Source organism: Bizionia gelidisalsuginis (assembly GCF_008086185.1).
Classification (GTDB): domain Bacteria; phylum Bacteroidota; class Bacteroidia; order Flavobacteriales; family Flavobacteriaceae; genus Bizionia; species Bizionia saleffrena.
The window spans coordinates 41,782-62,070 of the sequence record NZ_VSKN01000014.1; the positions used below are offsets into that span (position 1 = coordinate 41,782).

General features: G+C 34.4%; 17 protein-coding genes. 16 read left to right on the forward strand and 1 reads right to left on the reverse strand.

All coding sequences use genetic code 11. The annotated features are described in order from the left end of the window. Positions 1–53: 53 nt before the first annotated feature. The 11 genes from ES677_RS10745 (at position 54) to ES677_RS10795 (ending at position 13,384) form a co-directional block, all read left to right on the forward strand. The gene (locus ES677_RS10745) at positions 54–584 is read left to right on the forward strand and encodes a mechanosensitive ion channel domain-containing protein (RefSeq protein ID WP_148381238.1); all 531 of its coding nucleotides are present in this window, start codon (positions 54–56) and stop codon (positions 582–584) included. Positions 585–594: 10 nt separating this feature from the next. After that, positions 595–1,671: a magnesium/cobalt transporter CorA gene (gene corA, locus ES677_RS10750; protein ID WP_148370673.1), complete on the forward strand. Its 1,077-nt coding sequence runs from the start codon at positions 595–597 to the stop codon at positions 1,669–1,671. A gap of 177 nt (positions 1,672–1,848) precedes the next feature. Further along, on the forward strand, positions 1,849–4,356 hold the full coding sequence (locus ES677_RS10755) for a PIG-L family deacetylase (RefSeq protein ID WP_148381239.1): 2,508 nt from the start codon (positions 1,849–1,851) through the stop codon (positions 4,354–4,356). Positions 4,357–4,468: 112 nt separating this feature from the next. Beyond that, complete coding sequence (locus ES677_RS10760; protein ID WP_148381240.1) at positions 4,469–6,157, forward strand: sodium:solute symporter; 1,689 nt, start codon at positions 4,469–4,471, stop codon at positions 6,155–6,157. Between the two features lie 29 nt (positions 6,158–6,186). Continuing rightward, the gene (locus ES677_RS10765) at positions 6,187–6,693 is read left to right on the forward strand and encodes a GNAT family N-acetyltransferase (protein ID WP_148381241.1); all 507 of its coding nucleotides are present in this window, start codon (positions 6,187–6,189) and stop codon (positions 6,691–6,693) included. Positions 6,694–6,860: 167 nt separating this feature from the next. Next, positions 6,861–8,009 (forward strand): ergothioneine biosynthesis protein EgtB, encoded by a 1,149-nt coding sequence (gene egtB, locus ES677_RS10770; RefSeq protein ID WP_148370669.1) that lies wholly within the window; start codon positions 6,861–6,863, stop codon positions 8,007–8,009. A gap of 8 nt (positions 8,010–8,017) precedes the next feature. Continuing rightward, entirely contained in the window at positions 8,018–8,965 is a 948-nt protein-coding gene (locus tag ES677_RS10775; protein ID WP_148381242.1) for an L-histidine N(alpha)-methyltransferase, read from the forward strand. Between the two features lie 4 nt (positions 8,966–8,969). Next, positions 8,970–9,650 (forward strand): aspartate/glutamate racemase family protein, encoded by a 681-nt coding sequence (locus ES677_RS10780; protein ID WP_148370667.1) that lies wholly within the window; start codon positions 8,970–8,972, stop codon positions 9,648–9,650. Between the two features lie 141 nt (positions 9,651–9,791). Further along, positions 9,792–11,054 carry a PKD domain-containing protein gene (locus ES677_RS10785; protein WP_148381243.1) on the forward strand — a complete coding sequence of 421 codons (1,263 nt, stop codon included), beginning with the start codon at positions 9,792–9,794 and terminating at the stop codon, positions 11,052–11,054. 73 nt (positions 11,055–11,127) lie between these two features. Further along, positions 11,128–12,573, forward strand: coding sequence for a cardiolipin synthase (gene cls, locus ES677_RS10790; RefSeq protein WP_148381244.1), 1,446 nt, complete (start codon positions 11,128–11,130; stop codon positions 12,571–12,573). Between the two features lie 364 nt (positions 12,574–12,937). Beyond that, positions 12,938–13,384, forward strand: coding sequence for a KTSC domain-containing protein (locus tag ES677_RS10795; protein WP_148370664.1), 447 nt, complete (start codon positions 12,938–12,940; stop codon positions 13,382–13,384). Positions 13,385–13,489: 105 nt separating this feature from the next. Here the strand turns inward: ES677_RS10795 and ES677_RS10800 are convergent, their stop codons facing one another. Beyond that, entirely contained in the window at positions 13,490–14,359 is an 870-nt protein-coding gene (locus ES677_RS10800) for a DMT family transporter (RefSeq protein ID WP_148381245.1), read from the reverse strand. 151 nt (positions 14,360–14,510) lie between these two features. Here ES677_RS10800 and trmD point away from each other — a divergent pair, with 151 nt between their 5' ends. The 5 genes from trmD to ES677_RS10825 all read left to right on the forward strand — a co-directional run bounded on the left by trmD (position 14,511) and on the right by ES677_RS10825 (position 20,145). Beyond that, positions 14,511–15,188: a tRNA (guanosine(37)-N1)-methyltransferase TrmD gene (trmD, locus tag ES677_RS10805; protein WP_148381246.1), complete on the forward strand. Its 678-nt coding sequence runs from the start codon at positions 14,511–14,513 to the stop codon at positions 15,186–15,188. A 17-nt stretch (positions 15,189–15,205) separates the two neighbouring features. After that, positions 15,206–15,526, forward strand: coding sequence for a hypothetical protein (locus ES677_RS10810; protein WP_148381247.1), 321 nt, complete (start codon positions 15,206–15,208; stop codon positions 15,524–15,526). 435 nt (positions 15,527–15,961) lie between these two features. Further along, positions 15,962–16,315 carry a 50S ribosomal protein L19 gene (rplS, locus tag ES677_RS10815; RefSeq protein WP_148370661.1) on the forward strand — a complete coding sequence of 118 codons (354 nt, stop codon included), beginning with the start codon at positions 15,962–15,964 and terminating at the stop codon, positions 16,313–16,315. An 874-nt stretch (positions 16,316–17,189) separates the two neighbouring features. Beyond that, positions 17,190–17,762 (forward strand): pentapeptide repeat-containing protein, encoded by a 573-nt coding sequence (locus ES677_RS10820; protein WP_148381248.1) that lies wholly within the window; start codon positions 17,190–17,192, stop codon positions 17,760–17,762. Between the two features lie 154 nt (positions 17,763–17,916). Beyond that, on the forward strand, positions 17,917–20,145 hold the full coding sequence (locus ES677_RS10825) for an NADP-dependent isocitrate dehydrogenase (protein ID WP_148370659.1): 2,229 nt from the start codon (positions 17,917–17,919) through the stop codon (positions 20,143–20,145). Positions 20,146–20,289: the final 144 nt, after the last annotated feature.

A 20,289-nucleotide genomic window follows, 5' to 3' on the forward strand; every position in this document is an offset into this window, starting at 1 on the left:
AATAATATTTTGTAAAGAAGCGCTTGCTTACCTTTACAGTAAAAGTAGTATTAATGGTCTCAGAAATTTACAAAACGCAACTTATTAACTCCGTTATAATAATAATAATTTTTATAATTATTAGGGCTCTTGCACGATTAGCTATCAGAAAAATCGGTCATAAAAGAGGTGTCAACGATGCCAGAATTGGCTTAATTTGTCGTTATCTTACCGTTGTTTTATTCTTTATACTAATTTTAGTTGAAGCTTTTGTATTTGGTGTAGAGTTTAGAGACATATCGCTTGTATTTTCATCTGTATTCGCAGTAATAGGTATTGCTTTATTTGCTATTTGGTCTATTTTAAGTAATATTACTTCGGGAATTATTATGTTTTTCTCGTTTCCTTATAAAGTGGGCGACAAAATACAAATACACGATAAAGACTACCCTATCGAAGCCATTATTGAAGACATTAGAGCGTTTCAATTGCATTTACGATTAGACGATGGTAATTTAGTGACCTATCCCAATAACTTAATTCTTCAAAAAGCTGTAACTTTAATTCAGAAAGATGCTATCGAAGATTTTGGCGATTTTCATTAAACCTTAACCTATGTCTAAAAGGAAACCTAAAAACAGAACTCAAAATTATAAAAAACAACTCGGTCAAGTTCCTGGTGCTTTAGTGTACACCGGTAATAAAACATCTAATCTGTTTATTGAGTCTTTCGATTATAATTCCAGTCACTTTAAAGAACAAGAATTAAAGACGGTAGAAGAAGCGTTTCATTTTAAAACCACCGATTCTGTTACGTGGATTAATATTAATGGTTTAAACCATATTGCCGAAATTGAAAAAGTTGGCAATCATTATAATCTTCACCCCTTAGTTTTAGAAGACATCGTTAACACAGGTCAACGCCCTAAGATTGACGATTATGAAGAGTATCTCTTCATCGTTTTAAAGATGATGTATTACGATAGCGAAGAGAAAATCGTATCAGAACAAGTCTGTTTTGTATTAGGACATAACTACGTATTATCATTTCAGGAATCTGAGGGCGATGTTTTCGACGCTCTTCGCGAGCGCATTCGCCAATCTAAAGGACGTATTCGCAGTTTGGGATCCGATTATTTATTGTATGCTTTAATTGATTCGGTTGTAGACCATTACTACGCTATTATCGAAACTATGGGTAATAAAATTGAAGACCTTGAAGATCATTTATTCGAAGGTGAAACTAAAGAAGAAATTACCACCGATATCCAAAGTCTTAAACGCGAAATTTTAAAAATTCGTCGTGCTATTTTTCCTTTACGGGAAATTATAAGTCGTATCGATAAAAGCGAAAACAAGCTTATCGACCCTAAAACATTACATTATTTTGGTGACGTGTACGATCATATTATTCAAGTATCAGATACCATAGATATTTATCGAGAAATGATTTGGGGCTTGATGGATATGTATATGACCACCATTAGCAACCGAATGAACGAGGTAATGAAAGTATTAACCATCATTGCTACTATTTTTATTCCGCTAACATTTATTGCTGGTATTTATGGAATGAATTTCGATAATATTCCAGAATTACATTATAAATACAGTTACCATATTTTATGGGCTGTTATGATTGTTATTTTCTTAGGAATGCTATATTACTTTAAACGTAAAAAGTGGTTATAAGCGCAAAAGTTAAATAACGTTAAATTGAACTTAAACCCATTTTATACGCTGCTTTTCTTTTTATATTTGGTTCTTAGGTTTATTAGTAGCACAGTTTGATTTAGCGTAGTAGATGTTATTTACATAAATGTTATCTTCCTAACCCCATTAGCTAACACCACAAACTTAAAGTCTATAATGCAAAAATTACTTGTTGTATTGCTGTTATCAGTAACGTTTTCTCTAACTGCTCAACATCCTAAAAAGCCAAATGCTTCCCATATATACGATGCTATAGAAAAGCTTAATTTTCTAGGTTCTGTACTGTATGTTGCCGCTCACCCAGACGACGAAAATACTCGCCTTATTTCGTATATGGTTAACAACGTTAATGCCCGAACCGCTTATTTATCGCTAACACGGGGCGATGGCGGACAAAATTTAATTGGCCCAGAAATTAGAGAACTTTTAGGTGTTATTAGAACACAAGAGTTACTAACTGCCAGAGGCATAGATGGTGGCGAACAATTATTTACACGTGCTAACGATTTTGGATACTCTAAACATCCCGACGAAACCTTAGCGATTTGGAATAAAAACGAAGTGCTAAGCGATGTGGTTTTAGCCATTCGCGAATTTAAACCAGATGTTATTATTAATCGTTTCGACCACAGAAGTCCAGGCACCACTCACGGTCACCACACAAGTTCTGCAATGTTAAGTGTTGAAGCTTTTGATGTCGCAAACGATCCTGCGGCCTATAAAAATCAAGTGCAAGAATTTGGCACTTGGCAACCACAACGTTTATTTTTTAATACGTCGTATTGGTTTTATGGTGGTCAAGATAAATTTGATGCGGCCGATAAATCTCACTTGTTATCCATAGACATTGGTACCTACTACGCTTCTAAGGGAAAAAGCAATACCGAAATCGCGTCTTTAAGCCGCAGTCAACATAAATCTCAAGGTTTTGGAGACACAGGAAAACGAGGGTCGAGTCTCGATTATTTGGAATTGATAAAAGGTGATATGCCTATAGACAAGTCTAACCTTTTTGATGGGATTGATACCTCTTGGAATCGTGTTAAAGGCGGACAGGCGATTGGAACACTTCTTGAAAAGGTACAACGTGATTTCGATTTTAAAAACCCGTCGGCTTCAATTGAAGGTTTAACCCAAGCCTACACGTTACTTCAAGCTATTGAGAACGCCCATTGGAAAGCTATAAAATCTAAAGAATTAAAAAATATTATTTCAGCTTGCACTGGTTTATATTTAGAAGCGGTAGCAAATACAGCACACGCCACCGTTAATGACAAGGTGAAATTAGATCTTGAAATTATAAATAGAAGTTCTCAAAATATAACGTTGGCTTCCGTAGTTATTCCTAATAACCTCAGTATTTCTAAAAACATCACATTATTAGAAAATATAAAAATAGCACTGCAAGAAACCTTTACACCTTCAAATAAAAAGGTGATTACTACTCCATATTGGCTTACCGAAAAAGGAACTTTAGGAATGTACAAAGTGTCTAACAAGGAACTCATCGGCCTTCCAGAAACACCGAGTTATTTTAATGTCACTTTTAACATGTCTATTAACGGCGTTACTATTCCGTATATAAAACCCGTCGTTTTTAAAACAAATGATCCTGTTAAAGGAGAAACGTACAAACCGTTTGAAATTATCCCGGAAGCTTCAGTAAAAATCGCAGAGAAAGTTATCATTTTCGATACTAAAAGTGCTAAAGAAATTCCTGTAATTGTTAAAGCTGGAAAAGATAATTTAGAGGGCTTTGTAAGCATAAATCACCCAGAAGGATGGCGTGTTTTACCAAAACAACAGAAAGTAAATATTACGTATAAGGGACAAGAGCAACATTTAGTGTTCACGGTAATTCCTCCAGAATATCAAGATGAAGGGAGCCTCACACCAAAAGTAACTATCGGAAATCAATCGTACACCAACGAATTAATAGAGATTGATTACGACCATATTCCGTACCAGACCGTTCTACTTCCTAGTGAAAGTAAAGTGGTGCGTTTAGATATTAAAAAGCAAGGAGAAAATATCGCTTATATTGAGGGTGCAGGTGATGTTGTACCAGAAAGTTTAAGACAAATTGGTTACACCGTAGATATTATAAAACCCGCTGCTATTACGCCGGCAAACCTAAGTAAATATGATGCCGTTGTAATTGGTATTCGTGCTTATAATACTGTTGAAGAATTAAAATTTAAACAAGAAATTTTATTTGATTTCGTAAAAAACGGAGGAAATATGGTTGTGCAATATAACACTAATCATAGGCTTTTAACTGAAAATGTAGCGCCGTTCCCGCTATCATTATCTAAAGATCGTGTTACTGATGAATTTGCAGAGGTTACTTTTTTAGAACCTAACCATTCTTTATTAAATTACCCAAACACGATTACACAAAAAGATTTTGAAGGCTGGACGCAAGAACGTGGTTTATATTTCCCGAACCAATGGGATAAGCACTTCACGCCTATTTTATCATTACACGACATAAACGAAACCCCTAAAAAAGGAAGTTTATTAGTTGCAAAATACGGCAAAGGTCATTATATATACACGGGGTTAAGCTTTTTTAGAGAATTTCCTGCAGGAGTTTCTGGAGCGTATCGCTTATTTGCTAACATCCTTTCGGTAGGAAAAGAAACGATACCTTTAAAAAATTAAAACATAATACATTATGGACAAGTACAAATGGAAGTCACTATACACCATCGTTTTGGTTGCTAATGCTGTATATATTATCATTTTTTATTTAATAATGAAAGCGTTTTAAGTTATGCAAGCATTAGATTGGATTGTTTTAATAGTGACACTTCTCACTATTGTAGTGTATGGAACTTACAAAACCAGAGGGAGTAAAAATGTTGAAGATTATATTCGCGGCGGAAGCGATGCTAAATGGTGGACCATTGGTTTATCGGTAATGGCAACGCAAGCTAGTGCAATCACCTTTTTATCGACGCCAGGACAAGCGTTCCATTCCGGGATGGGATTTGTTCAGTTCTATTTCGGACTTCCGATTGCGATGGTAGTTATCTGTATGGTTTTTATACCGTTATACCACCGTTTAAAAGTATATACCGCTTACGAGTTTTTAGAAAATAGATTCGATTTAAAGACGCGAACCCTAACCGCAATCCTCTTTTTAATACAGCGTGGTCTCGCGGCGGGAATTACCATTTTTGCACCAGCCATTATATTATCGGCTGTGTTGGGCTGGAACTTATTACTCTTAAATATAATTATTGGCGTTTTGGTCATTATTTATACGGTGTCTGGCGGAACAAAAGCTGTTAGCGTCACACAAAAGCATCAAATGGCAGTAATTTTTACCGGAATGTTTATCGCTTTTTTTATAATAGTAAGCAAACTTCCTGCTGATATTTCTTTCACTAAAGCTTTAGACATTGCGGGTGCTAGTGGTAAAATGGAGATTCTAGATTTCTCTTTCAATTTAAATAATCGTTATACCTTTTGGACGGGAATTATTGGGGGTACCTTTTTAATGCTTTCGTATTTTGGTACCGACCAAAGTCAAGTGCAGCGTTACCTTTCTGGAAAATCGGTAAAAGAAATGCAAATGGGTTTAATCTTTAATGGATTATTAAAAATACCGATGCAGTTTTTTATCTTATTGGTGGGGGTTATGGTCTTTGTATTTTATCAGTTTAACGAATCGCCAGTCAATTTTAATCCTACAGCCACAGAGGTGGTTTTAAACTCGAAATATGCTGACGAGTACAAACAACTTCAAGAAGAGCAAAAACAAATTTTTAATGACAAAAAGCAACTCATAAAGAATTATGCCGATACTGGTAACGAAGAAATGCAAAATTTTATCGCTACCGCTAACGCAACGAGTGACGATTTAAGAAACGAAGCCCGAGAACTTATTGATAAAGCAGGAGTCTCTAAAAGTATAAAAGTAGAAAGCAACGATAAAGATTATGTGTTTATTCACTTTATCTTAAACAATTTGCCGCGTGGATTAATTGGTCTTTTACTCGCCGTTATTTTAAGTGCAGCAATGTCTAGTACCGCTAGTGAATTGAATGCATTAGCCAGCACCACTACTTTAGATTTATACAAGCGAAACACTAGCGAAAAATCAGAATTACAAATGGTAAAAGTCTCGAAGTACTTTACTTTACTTTGGGGTAGTATCGCTATTGGTATTGCGTGCGTCGCCAATTTAGCCGAGAATTTAATTCAGTTGGTAAATATTATTGGTTCTATATTTTACGGTAACGTTTTAGGGGTATTCTTTCTTGCATTTTTCTTTAAGTTTGTAAAAGGGCAGGCGGTTTTTGTAGCCGCATTATTAACTCAGGTTATTGTTATTGCGCTCTTCTTTTTAAATGAATATGAAATAATAAACCTTCCGTTTTTATGGCTTAATTTTGTGGGTTGTGCTATCGTAATCGCTATTTCTTGTTTGCTTCAAACGCTTCAGAAATCCAAATAAATATTGAAACGCTTTAATTTAGATAACAAATGACTATTCAAAACACGTGCTCAGGAGATATCGATGCTATTTTTCACCTCTATGATGAAGCTACTAAATATCAGAAACAACATCAAAATGATAGTTGGAACGGTTTCGATCCTGCACAAATTGAAGCTGAAATTAAAAATGAACGCCATTTTGTTATTAAAGAAGACGACACGGTAGTATGCACCTTTTTAATTGCTTTCGATAACCCTATCATTTGGAAAGACGCCAATAAAGATCCAGCATTATATTTATACCGTATTGCAACGCACCCCGATTATCGTGGTCGCGGGTATGTTACAGCAATTGTTGATTGGTCGAAAACGCTAGCTGTAAAACTTAACAAATCGTTTATTCGACTAGATACACACGCCAAAAACGACAAAATTAATGCGTATTATTCTAGCTGTGGTTTTACCAATAAAGGGATTAGTTTTTTAGACCAAACTCCCAATTTGCCGGAGCATTACAAAGCTGGTGAATTTACATTATTTGAAATGGAAGTTTAAATCCTTAATAAAATAAAAGCGTTTCCACCTATACCCGATCCATAATAATATTTTTAAAGTAACATATTCTAATCTAATAATTAGAGAAAGACAATAATCGTATTAATTGTGTTAAAATTCTCTTATTCCAAAGCTACCTTTCATAATTACTTATTATATTTAAGACTATGAAAAATCTATTGGACGCCTATACTAAAACAAGACGCCACACCCAAACTCTTTGTAAACCTCTACAAACCGAAGATTACACACCGCAATCTGCTGCATTTGTTAGTCCGCCGAAATGGCATTTGGCGCATACCTCTTGGTTTTTTGAAGAAATGATATTAAAAAAACACTGCGATAATTATGACGTGTTCGACGCTAGCTACGCCTTCTTATTTAATAGTTATTACAACAGTTTAGGAGAACGCATAAAACGAGAACACCGCGGCTTAATTACACGACCCTCTATTACTGATATTTATGAGTATCGCCAACATATAGATGCTAAAATGAAGACCGTGCTTAGCAATTCGCCTTCTAAAACTATTCGGGAATTAACCATTTTAGGAATTAATCACGAGCAACAGCACCAAGAATTATTACTTACCGATTTAAAATTCACTTTTTCGCATAACCCTACATATCCAAGATATTCAAATAAAAATTACATCAGCAAACAGGACACCACTAAAGAGTGGTTATCCTTTAATGCCGATGTTTATAAAATAGGCCACACAGACGATAGTTTTAGTTACGATAATGAGCTAGGCGCTCATCGCGTGTTTTTAGAAGATTTTAAAATTTCTAAAGACATGGTAACAAACGCTGATTTTATTGCGTTTATTAACGACAACGGTTATAAGAGTCCTAAATTCTGGATGGATGACGGCTGGCATTGGCTACAGAATAACAACATCTCGAGTCCGTTATATTGGAAATTTGTTAGCGGCGAATGGTATCATTACACCTTATCGGGTTTACAACCGGTCGATGTCGACGCCGTTTTAACACATATCTCATTTTACGAAGCTTCAGCATATGCCTTTTGGGCCGGTTACCGCTTACCTACAGAATTTGAATGGGAAATAGCATCTAATCAATTATCTTGGGGATCGGTTTGGGAGTGGACCAATTCGGCATACCTACCCTATCCTAATTTTAAAGTGGCTGAAGGCGCCGTTGGTGAGTACAACGGAAAATTTATGATAAATTTAATGGTACTTCGTGGAGCGTCTTTAGCGACCTCGGCAAACCATAGTCGGTATACGTACCGCAATTTCTTTTCACCAGAAACCCAATGGCAATTTTCAGGACTTCGATTAGCCAAATAAAAAACTATATGAAAGATACTTTTAAAAACGATATTAATATTGGGCTAAGTGCCAACGAAAAATCACTACCCTCAAAATATTTCTACGACAAAATTGGCGATGCTCTTTTTGTTAAAATAATGAATTTACCCGAGTACTATTTAACGAAAGCAGAATTTGATATTTTTAAAAATCAGACGCAAGATATTATTGATACATTAAAAATAGCGCCAGACACTTATTTCGAATTAATAGAATTAGGTGCTGGAGATGGTACTAAAACCAAAGAGTTACTTAAGGTATTATCTCATAAAAATTATGCGTTTGAATATTTACCTATCGATATTTCTTTAAATGCTTTGGAACAATTAGAAACGCGTTTATCTAAAGAGCTACCAAAAGTAAAAGTGACCAAAAAGCAAGGTGATTATTTTGAAGTTTTAGAGGGCCTAAAGAATTCTCACCACCCAAAAATAGTTTTGTTTTTAGGGTCTAATATTGGCAATTTAGGCGATGCCGAAGCTAAAACGTTTATTTCTAATTTAAGCGATGCTTTAAACAAAAATGACAAAGTGCTTTTAGGGATCGATTTAATAAAACCAGAACATATCGTTTTACCGGCGTACAATGACAAAGCGGGCGTTACTAAAGCTTTCAATTTTAATTTACTACATAGAATTAACTCAGAATTGGAAGCCGATTTTAATTTACAACAGTTTTCTCACACGCCCGAATATTCCGAAAATACAGGAATTGCTAAAAGCTTTATCGTTAGCGATAAAAATCAAAACGTGACTATTGGCGCTTTAAACAAAACATTTCAATTCAAAGCTGGAGAAAAAATACATACCGAAACATCTCGCAAATATAACGATGATGTTCTGGGCTCTATTTTAAAAAATAGCGATTTATCGATAGTTACAAAACTATTAGATTCTAATAAGTATTTTGCCGATTATATTTTAGAAAAACGATAAACAAATGAACGAAAAGGGTGAAGCTTTAGGCATTTTAGGTTTAGGAAACCGAAGTACGTTATTTTATATAAATGCCTTAAACACGGCGTTTCAGAGTCAAAAAAAAGGGTATAGCACGTTTCCTTTTATATTAGTTAACGTTGATTTTAACACCATAAACCCGTATTTACCAAACGATTTTGATACGCTATTACCAACGGTTTCAGAGGTAATCACTACATTAGAAAAACTCCCTATTACCCATTTATTAATTCCAAATATTACCATTCATGAAACTATCGATCGTTTAGCCACTCCTCTAAAGGTATTGCACCCGCTGTCTTTAAGTGCGAAGATTTTGAAACTGAAAAAGGAAGCATCAGCCGTCGTTTTTGGAACACGGTATACAATGACTTCGCCTTATTTTATAGAGTATTTTGCTGCGGAGGGTATCCAGATTCAATCCCCTTCCGTGGAAGATATGGTGTTTATAGATCAGTTTAGACAAAGTGTGTACGCAAGCACCGAAACTGAAACAGAGACAAACACTTATTACACGCTTTTAAAAAAGTACAGTTCGAAAGCTCCGGTAATTTTAGCGTGTACAGAATTATCCGTTTTACATTGCAACAACGACCATTTTAATAGTATAGATTTAGCAACCTTACAAATTGAAGAAGGATTAGCTCTTTATAAAAATGCTTAGTCGAGAACGTCCTTCTTTTTAGTTCCTATTCAATTGAGATATGTGTATTGAAGATGATCCTTTCCGTTTTTAATTTTTTATATTGAAAACTTAGTCTTTTTAATCATTACATTTCACCATATAACGAACATTTTAACAGTAATGAAACAACTTCTATTTTTTCTTTATTTTCCAGCCTTTTCGGTAATCTCGTACAGTCAGACTACTAAAAAAGTACTATTTCTTGGTAATAGTTATACGGCTGCAAACAACTTACCATTGCTTGTACAAAATATGGCTACAAGCACGGGCGATATTTTAATTTACGATTCGAATACGCCTGGTGGCTACCGGTTTTTAAATCACGTTACCAATACCACTACTTTAAATAAAATTAATGCCGAACAATGGGATTATGTGACCTTACAAGCGCAAAGTCAGGAAACGTCTTTGCCACAATCGCAAATGGAATCTGAAGTTTTTCCGCACGCCATAACGCTTAGTAATGCTATTCGAGAAAATAACGAGTGTGCGCAACCTTTGTTTTATATGACTTGGGGTCGCGAAAATGGGGATGCCAATAATTGTAATAATTTACCGTGGGTTTGTACTTACGAAAGTATGAACGACGTTATACAATCGTCTTACACATTTATGGCAGATACTAATACAGCTAAAGTTGCACCCGTTGGTGCTGTTTGGCGTTATATTAGAACTAATTATCCTAGTATTAATTTGTATGCCGGTGATGGTTCTCATCCATCGTTAGCCGGATCGTATGCCGCTGCTTGTACCTTTTATACTCTTATTTATAAAAAAGATCCTACTTTAATGCCTTGGAATTCAACGTTGCCAGAAACGGCCGCGAATACTATAAAATTAGCCACACAAACGGTCGTTTTTAATGCGCTTTCTAATTGGGATTTTACGGGGCCTCCAGCAACAGCTAGTTTTACGGAAGTTGTTACAGACGGGGCTATTGATTTTACAAACACAAGTGACACTGCCGACACCATATTCTGGGATTTTGGAGACGGTAATACCTCTACAGAAACAAGTCCCGTTCACAATTATACAGAATCTGGTGCGTATACGGTATCGTTAACGGTGACAAAATGCGGCAAAGCAAATACAGTAACTAAAGATTTTAATATCGATATTAGCTTAAGTACCGTTTATTTTAAAAGAGACTTTTTTTCGTTATCTCCAAATCCTGCAACTCACTACATAAATATGTCAAGTATTAAAACATACAAGACAATCTGTGTACAACTCATTGATATGACAGGAAAACTGGTCTCAGAAAACACTTGGAAGAGTACTAATGCTATAAAACTTGATATATCAAGAGTGCAAAACGGTATTTATTTTCTAAATATTATAGCGGATGGCTCACACCACTCAAAAAAAGTGATAAAAAAATAATATTGACATAGGTTGCCACGCTTGTTTTAATAGAAATAAAAATGGTTACTTTAAACCTTCTAAACACACGATTTTGAATTCTATTTATTTTTACATCGTCTACTTAATTATAGTGTTCGCCGTTTGCATTCGTGTTATTTATAATACCAATTTGGCAAGTAAAACGGCCGCGTATCTCTTTGTCGTTATTATTTTTCCTGTTTTTGGGATGTTTTTCTATTTCTCCTTTGGTGATAATTATCGTAAAAAGAAGCTTTACCTTAAAAAATTAGAATTCGACAGTAGCTCTTACGATGAATTGAAAGAGAATGTCGCTAGAAAAGCCGAAGAAATTCTTCAAGCTCATAAGTCGGCCATTGGCCATTTTTTTCCTTTAGCGAATTACAGACGAGAAACCCATTTTGTATCAGATAACAATGCCGTAGAATTATTAATTAACGGAGAGCATAAGTTTCCTGAAGTTATAAAAAGTTTAGAAGCCGCCAAAGATCATATTCATATTGAATATTACATTTTTGTCGATGACAAGATAGGAAATGCGATTGGTGATATTTTGATTAGGAAAGCGCAAGAAGGTGTAACAGTGCGTTTTATTTATGATGATTTTGGAAGTCATTCTATTAGAAAGTTATTCATCGAAAAACTGAAACAAGCCGGTGTTGAAGCCGTACCATTTTATAAAATTAATTTTATACAATTAGCCAATAGAATTAATTACCGTAATCACCGTAAAATTATAGTAGTTGATGGTTCTGTTGGGTTTGTTGGCGGCATAAACGTTTCAGATAAATATATAAATTCTGATTCTAGCGCTTTATTTTGGCGCGATACTCACCTAAAAATAACCGGTAAAGCCGTTCTTAATTTACAATATATTTTCCTTACCGATTGGAATTTTTGTGCCGAACAAAATATAGCATTTTCATTCCGTTTTTTCCCATTGGAAGATACCATCGAAACTGTTTACGGTAATCAACTAACACAGATTATTGCTAGCGGGCCATCGTCAGACTATCCAAATATAATGTATACATTAATTCAAGCGATTGGATTAGCGAAAGAAGAAATACTGCTAACAACACCCTATTTTATTCCAGAAAAATCCTATTTGGACGCCATTAAAATAGCAGCTCTAAGCGGTATAAAAATCAAGATTTTGGTACCAAGTGTTTCAGATTCATTTATAATTAACGCCACGTGCAATTCCTATTATCAAGAATTATTAGAGGCCGGTGTCGCTATTTACAAATACAATAAAGGCTTTGTGCATGCTAAAACAATGGTATGTGATAATTATGTATCATTTGTAGGAACCGCGAATTTAGATAATAGAAGTTTTGATTTAAATTTTGAGGTAAATGCAATCGTTTACGACACAAAAATCGCTCAAGAATTAAAACATAACTTTTATAAAGATTTAGAAACCGCTGATAAAATAAAGATTGAAGAATGGAACAAAAGACCATTATATGTTACGCTGTACGAGCGTATTCTAAGTCTATTTTCATCTTTAATGTAAGTATAAAACTACCTTATACTACGTAGCACACCGCTTTTAGCTTAATTATATCGCCGATTTGTAAAGGTTAACACTACGACATTTAGCAAAAAAAGCACAGATACCGAAGAAACAAAAATAGATTGAGAAGACTATAAAGGGCGAAGCTTACGAGTAATGGCATTATTTATAACTTTATTATTAGCCAATCCGATGTTTTTTATTTTTCAATATATAAACCTTTAAAGCTTGTTTAAGAAGCTAACACTACCTTTATAGACTTATCTTGCGTGTTGAGAAATAAGCAGAAAACTTTTTTAACTTTCTAATAATCAAAACAAAATAAATATAGTACCTTTGCGCCTTATTTAGAAAACCCTTTTTTATGAAACGTATTAACGAGTACAAAAAATTATTTAACGCTGAGAGTGAGATGACTTTAAAAAGTTTAAAGACCTCTTACAGAAGTTTAGTTAAAGAATGGCATCCTGATAAGTTTCAGCAGGGAGACGACAAAGCGATTGAAGCTGAGCAAATGAGCCGTAAAATTATTGATGGTTATCATTTCTTGGTAAGTATGGCACCAGAAACTATCGCGGCCAACAAAGAAGAATATACGACCACTATTTCTAGTCCTATTATGGATTGGAAACATAAAGGGTTATTGCTTGAAGTGACTTTTCTTGACGGAAATACTTACGAGTATTTTGGTGTTAATAAAGCACTTTACATTAAATTCTCTCAAAGTGACAAACAATCTCGTTTTGGAAAACGAAGTGTTTTTAATTCTTTCCCATTTAGAAAAATTAAAAAAAGTGAGGTAGAAGCATAATCTTCATCCTTATTTAAACATAAAAGCCAAGTTATTTTAAAAATAGCTTGGCTTTTTTTTTATAAAGTAGTTGAAATTATAACTTTACCATCTTACCCTTAAAGTCTATTTTAGGGTTATTCCTATTTTTTTGGTGTAAAACGTAACCCGAATACCAAACAGTAATACAAAACCACCAATTACCATTTGTAGTGAAATAGCTTCATCAAGAAAGTACCACGCCAAAATAGAAGCCAATACTGCCTGCCCTAACAAACTTACCGACACACGAGTCGCTCTCATATGTTTAGTAGCGAAACTAATAAGCAACCACGCTAACAACTGGCAAACAACACCTTGAATAACCAACACATACCAACCGGCATTACTAAAACCTGAAAAGGGTTCGCCAATCGCCCAACTTATAATTCCTAAAGAAAGAGTAGACGACAGTAAAGTAATAGACATAAAAGTAACCACATCTAACTCTGTTAAAACATCTTTACTTACTAACATATAGACGGCATATAACATTCCAGACAGTATAGCAAAACAAAACGCTAGGTTAAAATCTAGGTTTACAAAGGTTTTTAAACCCACTAATAAAACCATTCCGCCAATAGCGATAACGGTTCCAATCCAGAAATTTTTAGTGGGCTTATCCTTTAAAAAGAAAAGCGCACCGATACCAACCCAAACGGGCGATAAATTAGTTAATAATGTCGCTTGTGTGGCAGTAGACTCTTGAATGGCAACATTCCAAACGGCAACATCCAGTCCAAAAACAACACCACAGATTATAGCTAATACTAAAAGCCGTTTCGATTTGATTTTAATTTTTTTTGTAATTAACGCGTAAGGCAATATAATGGCAGAGGCAATCGCCATCCTGTAGAATGCCGAGATAACTCCGGGCGTTAAATTTAATTTAACCAAAATCGGAAAAATTGAAATACAAAAAATCCCTATAACCAATGCGATTCTTGCTTTTTTCATAACCATAAAAATTAGCCTGCAAAAATAGCTTATTTAAATCTTCTTAACTACAGTTTATGTTTTCAATACGTTATTATTTCATAAAAAACACGACAAAAACAAGTTCTATTTATAACACAATTAAATTATCTTTGCAGCTTAAAGCTGACGTATGAGAATTGACATAATTACCGTTTTACCAGAATTATTACAAAGCCCTTTTAATGCCTCCATTTTAAAACGCGCGATCGATGCGGATTTAGTAGAAGTCCATTTTCATAATCTTCGCGATTATACTTCCGACAATTATAAGTCTATAGACGACACGCAGTTTGGAGGTGGTGCTGGAATGGTAATGATGATCGAGCCCATAGATAAATGCATTACCGCATTAAAAGAGCAACGCGACTACGACGAGGTTATATTTATGACACCCGATGGCGTAACGTTAAACCAAGGCATTGCGAACCATTTATCGTTAAAAGAAAATGTTATTATTTTATGCGGCCATTATAAAGGTGTAGACCAACGTGTTCGCGACCAATTTATAACCCGCGAAATATCTATTGGCGATTATGTATTGTCTGGTGGCGAATTGGGTGCTGCTGTACTCTGTGATGCTATTATTAGATTAATTCCTGGTGTTTTAGGTAACGAGACTTCTGCCCTAACCGATTCGTTTCAAGATAATTTATTAGCACCACCAATTTATACGCGACCTAGAGATTATAAAGGCTGGAAGGTTCCAGAATTGTTATTTAGCGGAAATTTTCCCAAGATTGAAAAATGGAGAGAAGAACAAGCTTACCAGCGTACTAAAGATAGACGACCGGATTTATTAGACGATTAACGCTATTCTTATTTTAGATGAAGCTACGCCCAAAAATTGAAACTATTGAGACAAAACAATTGGTTGTTCTTTCTTGCGAAATGTCTTTAATCGAAAATAAAACTGAAACCCTTTTCTCTGCTTTCATGCCCAAGAGAAAACGCGTTACGAAAAAAACAAATGCACTTATTTACGAGGTTTTAATTTATGACGGCGCCTATTTTTCTCATTTTACGCCCGAAAACACATTTACAAAAGGGGCTACTATTGCAGTGTATAACTGTAACACAAAACCACAAGCCTTTAAATCATTAGAATTATCTCGCGGACTATATGCCTTTTCACCTTTAACGGATTAGTAGAGTTGTTTTCTGAACATATGGAGCGCATATTTAACGACTAGTTACCGAATTCTATTTATGATTTAGCCAATCGACCGCATTTTAATGTTATAGACACAGCGCTCAATAAAAAAGAGAGCCACACAGAGGAGACCATTTGGATTCCTATACAGTTAAAAAACAATGGCGATTAAAACTTTACTGTTAAATACTAAGCAGGCTTGTGTTAAGGATTGAACGGCGTGTTTAAGCGCTCCCGATAGTCATTGGGAAGCGCGTAGTGAAAGCCTGACCTACTGCACTCTTTTTAAGAGCAGTAGGTCACACCATAAAAATGAAGAAATAACTTGCTAATTACTAAATAATGGTTATTTTTGCACCCAATCTCGGGTTAACCTCTGGCGAGATACGCGAATGTTAATTTGAATTTATAATTATTAAAAAGAAATAAAGATGGAATCTTTAATAAAATTTGTACAAGACGAGTTTGTAACAAAAAAGGACTTTCCTGAGTTCGGAGCTGGTGACACGATCACAGTTTATTACGAAATTAGAGAAGGTGAAAAAGTACGTACACAGTTCTTTAGAGGTGTCGTATTACAAAGAAGAGGCGCTGGTTCTTCTGAAACATTTACAATTAGAAAAATATCTGGAACAGTTGGTGTAGAGCGTATCTTCCCAGTAAACTTACCGGCATTACAGAAAATTGAAATCAACAAAAAAGGTCAAGTTCGTAGAGCTAGAATCTTTTACTTTAGAGGTCTTACTGGTAAGAAAGCTAGAATTAAAGAAGCAAGAAGAAAATAATTTTTGTTCCTATATAGTTGTAAAGCCCTGTTTTAAAATAAAACAGGGCTTTTGCTTTTATTAACAATTGTTAATAACCTCTGTTTATAACACATTGACAACTAAAATGTTAAAGCTTTAGGAATACAGGAAACTATAATGTATCTTAGTGAGAGAATTTAAGACCACCCCGCGTTTATTTGGGTAATGATTTAAAAAATCTACGTGCGATTAAATTCGAACATTACGTTCTTTAACACCTTAATTTTTATAGATATTTAGAATTAATAATACAGTATTTTATATATAAAAATGTATTGATTTAGTTTAGTTATAATAACACATTTTTATATTGAAGTAAAAACATTCTACTTTCTCAATGTCTCAAAAAATTAAGTTTAAATTGTTTTTTTAGTTTCGAAGTAATTTCATTTTATATTTAGACTTAGAAACTACAGTGTTTTAATGGTGTGTATTTTAAACTATTCGCCGCATATTAAAACCAGAGCTAGCCTTAGGAAATAGATCGAAAATGATTAAAGTACTAATTAGCAAAACGCGTATACAACCTATATTAAAACGAGGTGAAGTCATAGGCGTTTAAAAAACAATTAACGGGTACATTTTTGTAACAGAACAATACATTTTGAAAGTTACACAATGTATCATTGAGCTAACAACTCTTGAATCGAACCAATGTAAAACAGTAGTTTTAGATTGTTTTAGTTAAAACTAAATAGATCACGATGCGTTCTCTCAAAAAAAGCCATAACAATTATAGTTCAATCTATCGTGTTATGGCTTTTGTTATTTATTTAAATTGTTAGTATTACGATCGCCTATATATTGAGTATTTTTGGGTTTCACTATTACCACGCACTTAAATAAAATTTTAATGAATGCACCCTATATTACCGATGCCACTTATAAAAGGACGCCGTTTTCTTCCGCAGAATTACTAAACGCAGAATACGATAATTGTACATTTATAGATTGCGATTTTACGGCTATGTATTTAACATCGACTGTCTTTTTAGACTGTGAGTTTATAGATTGTAATTTTAGTTCGGCTAAAATTAAAAACACCGCTTTTAAATCCGTTACTTTTAATAATTGTAAACTTTTAGGCACTCCCTTTAACGCTAGTAATCCGTTTTTACTAGAATTATCTTTTGTAACGTGTAATTTAAGTTTGGCTTCTTTTTATGGTTTATCATTAAAAAACACTGCGTTCACCGATTGTAATTTACAGAAAACCGATTTTACAAACGCAGATCTCTCTGGTGCCGTTTTGGCTAATTGCGATTTAAATCAAGCGCTATTTAATAATACAAACTTAGAAAAGGCAGACCTCTCATCTGCTAAAAACTTGAGTATTTCTCCCCGATACAACAAAATTAAGGGCGCAAAATTCTCTAAAGTGAATGCATTGGGTTTATTAACTGATTATAAGGTGGTAATTATATAATAAAACACACTATTTTTAAGAATTTTATAATTTTCATCTTATAAAATAAAAAGGTTATTAAATCTAAAAAGCACTTTGTTTAAGTCTTTAAAAAGCTATAAGAATTTCGTATATTCGCAACTCTTAATTGTTAAAACAAAGCATACACTAAATTATGTCACAAGCACCAAAAATTATTTACACAAAAACAGATGAAGCTCCCGCTTTAGCAACTCGTTCTTTTCTACCTATAGTAAAGTCATTTGTTGCCTCTTCAGGAATAAACATCGAAACCAAAGATATTTCTTTAGCAGCAAGAATTTTAGCTGTGTTTCCAGATTTTTTAAAAGATAACCAACGTGTATCCGACGATTTGGCGATGTTAGGAGAATTAGTAAAGCACCCTGAAGCTAATATTATAAAGTTACCAAACGTTAGCGCTTCTGCTCCGCAATTAAATGCGGCTATTAAAGAATTACAATCTCAAGGTTTTGCACTTCCTAATTACCCGGAAGAAGCAATAACTGAAGAAGAAAAAAATATAAAATTACGTTACGATAAAATTCAAGGTAGTGCCGTAAATCCTATATTAAGAGAAGGAAACAGTGACCGTCGCGCTCCTAAAGCCGTAAAAAATTATGCGAAAAATAATCCGCATTCTATGGGAGCTTGGTCTAAAGACTCAAAATCTCACGTAGCAACAATGAGTTCAGGAGATTTTGCGAACAACGAAAAGTCGTTAACATTAAGCGCACCAACGACTATTAAAATAGAGCATACTGATGCCTCTGGAAACGCTACTGTTTTAAAAAGTGGTTTAGCCTTATTAAAAGGTGAAATTATTGATGCCACCATATTAAGTAAAAAAGCCCTTTTATCGTTTTTAGAAGAGCAAATTATTGATGCTAAAGATAAAAACGTACTGTTTTCATTACACATGAAAGCAACTATGATGAAAATTAGCGACCCTATTATATTTGGTCATGCTGTACGTGTGTTCTTTAAAGATGTGTTCGCTAAACACGGCAAGACTTTTGAAGAAATTGGTGTGGATGTCAACAATGGATTTGCAAATTTAATGTCTAATCTAGAAGAGTTACCTCAAGATAAAAAAGAAGCTATTCTTAAAGATATCGATGCAGAATTCGAAGCTCGTCCAGATTTAGCGATGGTAAATAGTGATAAAGGTATTACCAATTTACACGTGCCAAGTGACATTATTATTGATGCCTCTATGCCAGCAATGATCCGTAACTCTGGACAAATGTGGAATGCCGAAGGAAAAGCTCAAGATACAAAAGCCGTAATTCCAGATAGTAGTTACGCTGGTGTTTATACCGCAACTATCGAGTTCTGTAAAGAACACGGTGCTTTCGATCCTACAACTATGGGAACAGTTCCTAATGTTGGATTAATGGCACAAAAAGCTGAAGAATACGGTTCTCACGATAAAACGTTTGAAATAGCTACAGACGGTGTTGTTCGTGTTATAGATGTTGAAGGAAAAACGTTAATTGAGCATACTGTGGAAGCTGGCGATATTTGGAGAATGTGTCAAGTTAAAGATGCACCAATTCAAGACTGGGTAAAACTTGCGGTTACCCGTGCAAGAGCATCAAAAACGCCTGCTGTATTCTGGTTAGACGAAAACAGAGCACACGATGTCGAATTAATTAAAAAAGTAACTACATACTTAAAAGATCACGACACAACAGGTTTAGACCTTCGAATTTTATCACCTATTGAAGCGACTAAATTTACACTAGCACGTTTAAAGAAAGGTGAAGATACTATTTCGGTTTCTGGAAATGTATTAAGAGATTACTTAACCGATTTATTCCCTATTCTGGAAGTAGGTACTAGTGCAAAAATGTTATCTATTGTGCCGTTAATGGGCGGTGGTGGATTGTTTGAAACGGGTGCTGGTGGATCTGCTCCAAAACACGTTCAGCAATTTATAGAAGAAGACCATTTACGTTGGGATTCATTAGGTGAATTTTTAGCATTAGCTGTTTCCTTAGAGCATTTTAGTGACGTTAACAACAACTCGAAAGCGAAAGTTTTAGGAGATACTTTAGATAATGCTACTGAAAAGTTACTAGACAACAAAAAAGGACCTAGCCGTAAAACTGGCGAATTAGATAATCGTGGAAGCCATTTTTACTTAGCGATGTATTGGGCGGAAGCTTTAGCAAAACAAACTACGGATGCCGATTTAAAAGCACAGTTTGAGAAAATAGCTAAAGATTTAAAAGCCAATGAATCTAAAATTGTAAGCGAATTAAACGACATTCAAGGACACGCTGTAGACCTAGGTGGCTACTATATGCCAACTGAAGAATTAATAGTAAACGCAATGCGACCAAGCACAACGTTAAACACTATTATTGGTAATGTAAACTAGTTAGTACTTACTACATATATTAAAAAAGCACCCATTGGGGTGCTTTTTTTGTTTTAATCATTTTATAACCAACATTGTATTTGTTAGTGTTTTACAAAACATAGATAAATAATATTAAAACTAATTTCTTCATAATAATGGTAA

Excerpts from the sequence above, each read along its gene's own strand:
- ES677_RS10745 (WP_148381238.1), top strand. The coding sequence starts at position 54 with ATGGTCTCAGAAATTTACAAAACGCAACTTATTAACTCCGTTATAATA.
- corA (WP_148370673.1), top strand. The coding sequence starts at position 595 with ATGTCTAAAAGGAAACCTAAAAACAGAACTCAAAATTATAAAAAACAA.
- ES677_RS10755 (WP_148381239.1), top strand. The coding sequence starts at position 1,849 with ATGCAAAAATTACTTGTTGTATTGCTGTTATCAGTAACGTTTTCTCTA.
- ES677_RS10760 (WP_148381240.1), top strand. The coding sequence starts at position 4,469 with ATGCAAGCATTAGATTGGATTGTTTTAATAGTGACACTTCTCACTATT.
- ES677_RS10765 (WP_148381241.1), top strand. The coding sequence starts at position 6,187 with ATGACTATTCAAAACACGTGCTCAGGAGATATCGATGCTATTTTTCAC.
- egtB (WP_148370669.1), top strand. The coding sequence starts at position 6,861 with ATGAAAAATCTATTGGACGCCTATACTAAAACAAGACGCCACACCCAA.
- ES677_RS10775 (WP_148381242.1), top strand. The coding sequence starts at position 8,018 with ATGAAAGATACTTTTAAAAACGATATTAATATTGGGCTAAGTGCCAAC.
- ES677_RS10780 (WP_148370667.1), top strand. The coding sequence starts at position 8,970 with ATGAACGAAAAGGGTGAAGCTTTAGGCATTTTAGGTTTAGGAAACCGA.
- ES677_RS10785 (WP_148381243.1), top strand. The coding sequence starts at position 9,792 with ATGAAACAACTTCTATTTTTTCTTTATTTTCCAGCCTTTTCGGTAATC.
- ES677_RS10795 (WP_148370664.1), top strand. The coding sequence starts at position 12,938 with ATGAAACGTATTAACGAGTACAAAAAATTATTTAACGCTGAGAGTGAG.
- ES677_RS10800 (WP_148381245.1), bottom strand. The coding sequence starts at position 14,359 with ATGAAAAAAGCAAGAATCGCATTGGTTATAGGGATTTTTTGTATTTCA.
- trmD (WP_148381246.1), top strand. The coding sequence starts at position 14,511 with ATGAGAATTGACATAATTACCGTTTTACCAGAATTATTACAAAGCCCT.
- ES677_RS10810 (WP_148381247.1), top strand. The coding sequence starts at position 15,206 with ATGAAGCTACGCCCAAAAATTGAAACTATTGAGACAAAACAATTGGTT.
- rplS (WP_148370661.1), top strand. The coding sequence starts at position 15,962 with ATGGAATCTTTAATAAAATTTGTACAAGACGAGTTTGTAACAAAAAAG.
- ES677_RS10820 (WP_148381248.1), top strand. The coding sequence starts at position 17,190 with ATGAATGCACCCTATATTACCGATGCCACTTATAAAAGGACGCCGTTT.
- ES677_RS10825 (WP_148370659.1), top strand. The coding sequence starts at position 17,917 with ATGTCACAAGCACCAAAAATTATTTACACAAAAACAGATGAAGCTCCC.